Annotated in this window: 2 protein-coding genes; both read right to left on the reverse strand. The window is 49.0% G+C overall.

The features are described 5' to 3' along the window. The coding region (locus tag JGK07_RS32875; protein WP_293243576.1) for a DUF4347 domain-containing protein at positions 1–2,529 on the reverse strand (2,529 nt) is incomplete at its 3' end. Positions 2,530–3,342: 813 nt separating this feature from the next. Beyond that, the coding region (locus JGK07_RS32880; RefSeq protein ID WP_293209071.1) for a calcium-binding protein at positions 3,343–3,895 on the reverse strand (553 nt) is incomplete at its 5' end.

Here is a 3,895-nt window from a genome sequence, read left to right on the forward strand (position 1 = left end):
GTTGTCATTGCCGCCAAGTCCGTAGATAGTGTCGTTGCCACCCAGTCCGTTAATCGACTCGGGGATGCTGCTGCCCATGATGAAATCGGCATTGTTACCGCCATTGAGAGTGTTTTGGACGGGGTTGGGGGTGATGGTAGCAGAGTTTAATTCCGGGGCGCTGACGCCATCGAGCAAACAATTATCTGTGCCCGGTATCGGAGTCGGAGTTGGTGCCGGTGTCGGCGTGGGGGCGGGTGTGGGTGTCGGAGTTGGAGTTGGTGCCGGTGTCGGCGTGGGCGCAGGTGTGGGTGTCGGAGTCGGAGTTGGTGCGGGTGTCGGAGTTGGGGCGGGTGTGGGTGTCGGAGTCGGAGTTGGTGCGGGTGTCGGAGTTGGGGCGGGTGTCGGAGTTGGGGCGGGTGTAGGTGTCGGAGTTGGTGTAGGAGTTGGTGTCGGAGTCGGCGTGGCTGTCGTTGTGAATTCAAAAGCGCCGATATCGACGATCGCACTGCCGTTACCATCACCATCTTGGGGGCGAGTCACACCGCGCTGATCCTTAGCTGGCGCGCCTGCACCTGTACCTGTGTCAATGGCGGGGCTTCCGGCTAGCAGCGGCAGCACGAAAGCGCCGTTAATATTTTGCAAAGGGCCGAGTTTCGGATCTGCGATCGTCACCTTTGCCGTAGCGTTATTGTCGTTAGGATCGCCTGTCGTAAGTTTAGCGGGAAACTGAAGATTATTCCCGCCATCAATTAGTTCTCTTCCAGTTTGGAATTTAACTTTAAAAGGATTGCCAGCCGTGTTGCTATCAAAAATCGAATTCTTGACAGTAATTGGCTGATTTCCAAAAGTTGCAATACCTCCCGAAAACTCTCCAGCGGTGTTCTTGGCAAAAGTCGAATTGACGATGTTAGTCGAAAAGGCATCTTTGTTACCGACAACTATTCCGCCGCCTTGTTTAGCAGCCGTGTTGCCGGAAAATGTACTATTGACAATGTTGATATTACCCTCTTCTCCCAGCCACAAGCCACCACCGTTATCATCGGCTGTGTTGTTTGCAAAGGTGGTATTTGTCACTGTCAAATCTACATTTCCGTGGCGAACTCCACCACCAGAACCTCCCTGACCCGCTGCATTTTTGATAGCCTTGTTGTTAATAAAAGTGCTATTTTCCAAAACTACTTTGTCTTGGTTATAACCAAACAAAAAGGCTCCACCTCCTTCTCCTGTCCCGATATTGCCGTCAAAAGTGCTGCCTCGGATGATAATGTTGCCAGGAGTAGGGCCTGGTGTTGCATTGGGGCCAGAAGCATTAGCGCCATCGACGTAAACTGCCCCGCCAACGCCTTTATCTGTGCGGTTGCCAGTGAATTTCGAGTTTTCGATCGTCATGCTGCCCAACAGGTTATTCACAGCCCCGCCATAGCTGCCTTTGTTGTTGGTAAATTCGCTATCTCTGATATTCAGAACACCGCCGCTTTTAGTGGCGATCGCCCCGCCGCCGCGTTCGGTATTGCTAGCCAAAGAACCGTCATTGCCGCTAAACTTGCTGTTAATTACTGTTGTGGTGCTGCGGAAACCCGTGTAAACGCCACCGCCGAAACCGGCAACATTATTGTTGACTTGGCAATTTTCTAAAGTTAAAGTGCTGTTACCGCCAGTTTGAATGCCGCCGCCGCTGCTAGTCGCCTCATTATTCGGATCGGTTCCCGAAACTTTGCCGTCGGCAACAATCAGGTTTTTTAGAGTAACATTGGTGGAACCTTCGGTGAGGATTACCCGCGAAGTGTTGTTGCCACTGATGGTTAAATTGCTAGCAGCACTTGCATCAATTGTCAAGTTTTTGTTGATGACAAGTTGACCGGAAGTGAGGGTAATTTTTTGATTGGCCAGAGAGGAGGCAAATTGAATAATATCGCCGGCTGCTGCGGAGGCGATCGCGCTTCTCAATGAACCGGCCCCGCTATCATTAGCGTTGGTAACGGTAACAGTGGCTAAAGTCCCTTGGTAATCCGCCATTGCTTCTGGAGTCAAGGCTAGCGGTGCTTCAATATCACCCTTGGTAAACTCCAAATTCCAGTTACCACCGCGGCCAGTGCGATCGCTAGATGCCGCAATATCAGCCCCGGTTAACTCCGAAAGGCGATCGACAAAATTAGCCCCATCACCCGCCGCCACATCGCAACCGTAAAGCATGATATCAGCGCGATCGCTCAATGCCGTGCGCCACCCTTCCAACTGGCTTGCATACTGCGGCAAATTATCCGAATTCAGCGTCGCCGAACCTAGCTGCAAACTGCCAGAATTCCCGTGAGAAAAAATGTGAACTTGGTCTACAGTTCCCCCCGCAGCAGCAATGGTTTGCAGTTTCGCAGTAATTTGCTCGACTCCGTTGCTATTTTTATCTAAAATGATTGTCTCAGAATTTGCGATCGCGCCGCCCGCCAAAGTTTGATAGTCATCTAAGTCCGAGTCAATGAAGACAAGAGATTTAGGACGAGAATTGCCGAGAACAGACTGTGAATCAATACTGGTAAAAGTTGAGTTCATTTTTCATACCCATGATGATGTTTGCTATTTGCTGGTAAATGACCTTGAAGTCCTTCAACAGTTGACAGTTGACAGTTGACAGTTGACAGTTGTAGGGGCAGTGCCCCCGTGAGAGCCCTCTTAGTTGACAGTTGACAGTTGACAGTTTGAGAGCGACCTCTACCTATAATGAAGAGGATTGGATTAATGAATAGTCTGACTTTAATTGCTTCCTCAAATGTAGAGACTTTCAGCCAATTTTTTCTGGTAAAATATACATTCTGAAAACCCCCGGATTGCTAAAAAACTTCGTGAAAGCATGGGGGAACTAGAATCAAGAGAATTTCTGGTTTTTCTCCATGATTTAAATCAGAAAAATACATTCAGACAGAATTATTGCTATGTGGCGATTGCTTTGATTTCAATGGGTGCATCTGGGTTTCGCAAATATCTGTGTAGGGGCGAAGCATGACCTCCGTGAATATGAGATTATAACTAATAACTTATATGCGGTCATGCTTCGCCCTCTTCAAAAACTAGATTCACCCGATTTCAATTAACCGCAGAGGATGTAATGTCAATCCAGAGAAGAGCTGCTGCGGTTCCAAATTACTGATTGACCTAAAACCCTAAAATCTGCTCTCAAGGTCTGTCAATTTGAGGTATTTGCCGATCGCGAAAAGTTCCCAAAAAATCCGAAATTCCAGTAACTAACAGTAGGGTACCCAGCGGGAGGAAATCCTCAGTCTTTAGTCAAAACATTCAGCCCGCCGGGCACCCTACCCGATGTTTTGCCGATAGTAAGGTGCGCGTCGCGCACCCTACCAGAGGCAGTTAGATTGTTACCTGAGTGAAATCGCCAGCGCTGAGAGTACCGGGTACACCGTTAAGCTTCGCTAACAATTGATTGGTACCCGTCACGCTAATCAAAGTTTGATTGCTGCTAGACGCAATGCTGAGTTGATTGAAACTCAAACCGGGAGCCAACCCAATTAAATCCTCGCCCTTGCGGAAATCAGTAATGATGTCACTACCCAAACTTTGATTTAGGAAAAACACATCACTTCCCGAACCGCCAGTCAAAGTATCATCTCCTATATCCCCGGAAAGGAAATCGGAACCAGCACCGCCAGCAAGGAGATCGTTACCCTTACCGCCGAAAAGCGTATCGTTACCGGCGTCACCGCAGAGGACATCGTTTTCATTGTTGCCGAGCAGGAAGTCGTTGCCAATACCGCCATCGAGACTGTCGTTGTCTTTGCCGGCGTAAATCGTGTCATTTCCTGCTCCACCAAACAGCAAGTCTGTACCTTCATTACCAAACACAAGATCGTTGCCGTTGCCAGCATTAATTGTGTCATTTCCTAAGTTGCCTAACAGGTTGTCG

It is taken from the genome of Microcoleus sp. PH2017_24_DOB_U_A (assembly GCF_020738205.1).
GTDB lineage: Bacteria > Cyanobacteriota > Cyanobacteriia > Cyanobacteriales > Microcoleaceae > Microcoleus.